The organism is uncultured Flavobacterium sp. (assembly GCF_963925415.1).
Classification (GTDB): domain Bacteria; phylum Bacteroidota; class Bacteroidia; order Flavobacteriales; family Flavobacteriaceae; genus Flavobacterium.
The window spans coordinates 1-3,430 of sequence record NZ_CAWUTS010000067.1; the positions used below are offsets into that span (position 1 = coordinate 1).

Here is a 3,430-nt window from a genome sequence, read left to right on the forward strand (position 1 = left end):
ACCAAGCGACCTTTTCATCTGCTTCTAAGTTATATTGATTTACAATTTCATCCATCATCAATAAAAAAGAAGCTTCGTTATTGATTACTTTTTCGATGTCTGCCGCCAAAACATCCATCGCTATTAATGGATTTTCTGATACTTTTTTTATAAGTGATTTTGATGCTTTTTGAATGGTATCAAAAACAGGATTAATTCCTTTAAACTTACTTAAAATAGTAAAACTATTCTTTTTAGGAAGTCCTAAACTATCATTTCCATTTTGTAGTGAATTGTGCGACAACTCCCACAAAAAAAGCGTTTCTTCAATTTTATTTTTAAGTATTTCCCTGTTTTTTTTACCCGAAGAAACAGAAAGAGAAACAATTTCTTTGGTTAATTTCTGACTCAACATTCTTTGTCTACCAGCAACATTTATAACCGTCGAATCGCTTATTTGAGTATCTAAATGATTTCGCACTAAAACCTGACTAATTATCACAGAAAGGGCAATGGTACTTAAAGCAATTATATACAAACGACTTAATTTATCAAACGTTCTTTGGTCTAATGAATTGCCGTTTTTTATCATTTTTAACTAGTTTTATTATGAAATAGCTTGCTTTACCAACGCCAAACTTTTATCAGAAAAAGTAAGTGTTAAGGCCGCCGAATGTCCTTTATCAGACATTTTAACCCATGTTTTTTTTAAGATGTCTATTACCTTTTCATCGGTATGTTTGGCTGCAAACTCTTCAAAATAATAATCTAAAAAAACCAAACAAATCGTATCTTCTAATGCTTGTGATTCTTCATTTTTTTTGATTAATTTTTTCAAAATAATTTTTTGAACTCGGTCTACAAACTGATCATCAAAACCTACTTGTTCTAAAATTTCTCCTGCTATAGCTGCGTGCATTTTTTTCAATGTTTCTCGCCATTTAAAATACCCAACTTTATCCATTGGATATTCATTTCGCTGAATTTTCCAACGACAAATATGTTGTGCCCTTGCTGCAATTTGAAGTGCTTTAGATGCATTCGGCTCAAACTGTAACAACTTTCTTGTCATTCGTTGAGAATACAATAATTCTTTAGGGTATTCTATGTCTACAACTTTATACGTGTTTACGTCTTCCGCATTCTTTTTATCTATTAATGCGATTGCTGTTTCAAATCTTGATGGCTTCATTTTTTCTTTTTATTCTGAAAAGCCAATATACACATTTCCTTCAGTAATTTTAACAGGATAAGTAGCAATTTTCAACGCTTCACCCCCTAAACTTGATCCATCTTCTAAAGAAAAATTCTTTTTATGCATTGGGCAAGCAACTTTGGGAATTCCTTCTTTATCACCAATCATACCCAAAGATAGAACCATTTCCATTTTATGCGGACATAAATTTTGAGTGGCATACCATTTGCCTGTTCTTGTAAAATTATAAACAGCAATTTGCTTGGTTTTATATTTAATGCAAGCCCCCGAATTTTCTGGAAAATCCGTTTTCTTCCCAACTTTAAACCATTCGGTTACATTTTCTTCTAAAACTGATTGATATTTCTCTACTACTTCTTGCATCTTTATTTGCTTTTAACTGTCTTTTTTTTTCTAATATCCACAAGTTTTTTAAAGACTTACAAAACCTATTTCTTGCTTTTTCAGTTTACCAATAACTAAAAACTCCAAACTTACTTGCTCTAAACCCAAGCTTTTGGCATTTTTTGAGTTCGCATAGGCACAAACGCTATCGTATCATCTGTATCATCAGAATTTACAAAATGTTTAAAACGTTTCATTACTTCTTCGTTTTCTATGGCTTGTTTCCACTCACATTCGTATCGATTTACAAGACCCTGCATCTCAGTTTCTAAATCTTGGGCAATTCCTAAAGTATCTTCAATAATCACTTGTTTTAGATAGCCGATTCCGCCATCTAACTTATCTAACCAAGGTGCTGTTCTTACTAAAGGTCCAGCTGTTCGTATATAAAACATTAAAAAGCGGTCCAAGTATTTTACAACCGTTTCATCGTCTAATTGTTCTGCCAATAAAATAGCATGTTTTGGAGTTGCACCTCCATTTCCACAGACATATAAATTCCAACCACCATCTACAGCAATTAATCCAAAATCTTTACCTCTTGCTTCTGCACACTCTCTAATGCAACCAGAAACCCCACCTTTTAGTTTATGAGGAGAACGTAAACCTCGGTATCTATTTTCAATTTCGATAGCAAAAGTGACACTTTCGTGCATCCCATATCTGCACCAAGTAGCACCCACGCAACTTTTTACAGTTCTTAACGATTTACCATATGCATGTCCACTTTCAAAACCAGCAGCAATTAATTCTTTCCAAATTAATGGCAGCTCATGCACTTGTGCTCCGAATAAATCTATTCTTTGTCCACCAGTAATCTTAGTGTATAAATCGTATTTTTTTGCAACTTCTCCAATTACAATTAATTGATCTGGCGTAATTTCTCCAGCAGCCACTCTTGGAACTACTGAATACGTTCCATTTCTTTGAATATTTGCCAAAAATCGATCATTTGTATCTTGAATTGATGGCTGACGATTGGCTGTTTCCATCGTTACCGTTGCAAAAATAGAAGCCACTAAAGGTTTACACGTTTCGCAACCATGGCCTTTCCCAAAAGTATTTAAAGTTTCATCATAAGTAGAAACTTTACTCACTTTCATCAAATCATATAATTCTTGTCTGTTATAATCAAAATGTTCGCAAATGGTTTCTTTTACTTCTTTTCCTAAAGATTTTAAAGTTTCATTAACCAAATCGGTAACCATGGGCTTACAACCTCCACAGCCAGTTGTTGCCTTGGTTTTTGTAATTACATCGCCTAAATTATTGCAGCCTTCTTCTGTAATTGAGCAACAAACATCGCCTTTACTAATACTTTCGCAAGAACAAACTTGGGCAGTATCAGGTAAATCTAAAACGCTTCCAAAAGAGGAACCTCCTTCACTTGCGGGCAAAATTAATTGAGATGGATCTTCAGGGATTTTCATTCCGTTTAAAAATACTTGATGCAACATATTATAGTCTGATGCATCCCCAACTAAAATTCCTCCTAACAGTTTTTTACCATCATGACTAACATTAATTCTCTTATATAAATGTTGTGCTTTATTTTCAAAAATAATAGAATGCCCTTTTGATGCTGGCATAAAAGGTTCTCCAAAACTAGCTACATCAACTCCTATTAATTTTAATTTGGTAGACATATCAATATCATCTGGCATTAAATGCTCTACGTTTCCAATAATTTGATTCACAGCAACTCCTGCCATATCGTAACCAGGCGCTACCAAACCATAAATCATTTGGTTGTACAAAGCAACTTCACCAATTGCAAAAATATTTTCATCTGAAGTTTGCATTTTATTGTTCACCACAATTCCGCCACGAACCCCCATATCTAATCCACAG

Annotated in this window: 4 protein-coding genes; all 4 read right to left on the minus strand. The window is 33.7% G+C overall.

All coding sequences use genetic code 11. The features are described from left to right. On the minus strand, positions 1 to 571 hold a 571-nt coding region (locus AABM47_RS05305), incomplete at its 3' end, for a type IV pili methyl-accepting chemotaxis transducer N-terminal domain-containing protein (protein WP_338409888.1). A 15-nt stretch (positions 572 to 586) separates the two neighbouring features. Continuing rightward, on the minus strand, positions 587 to 1,171 hold the full coding sequence (locus AABM47_RS05310; protein ID WP_338409889.1) for a DUF4202 domain-containing protein: 585 nt from the start codon (positions 1,169 to 1,171) through the stop codon (positions 587 to 589). Between the two features lie 9 nt (positions 1,172 to 1,180). Next, complete coding sequence (gene nirD / locus AABM47_RS05315) at positions 1,181 to 1,558, minus strand: nitrite reductase small subunit NirD (RefSeq protein ID WP_338409890.1); 378 nt, start codon at positions 1,556 to 1,558, stop codon at positions 1,181 to 1,183. A gap of 119 nt (positions 1,559 to 1,677) precedes the next feature. Further along, positions 1,678 to 3,430: nitrite reductase large subunit NirB (gene nirB, locus AABM47_RS05320; RefSeq protein ID WP_338409891.1), on the minus strand; the 1,753-nt coding region annotated here is incomplete at its 5' end.

Excerpts from the sequence above, each read along its gene's own strand:
- AABM47_RS05310 (WP_338409889.1), bottom strand. The coding sequence starts at position 1,171 with ATGAAGCCATCAAGATTTGAAACAGCAATCGCATTAATAGATAAAAAG.
- nirD (WP_338409890.1), bottom strand. The coding sequence starts at position 1,558 with ATGCAAGAAGTAGTAGAGAAATATCAATCAGTTTTAGAAGAAAATGTA.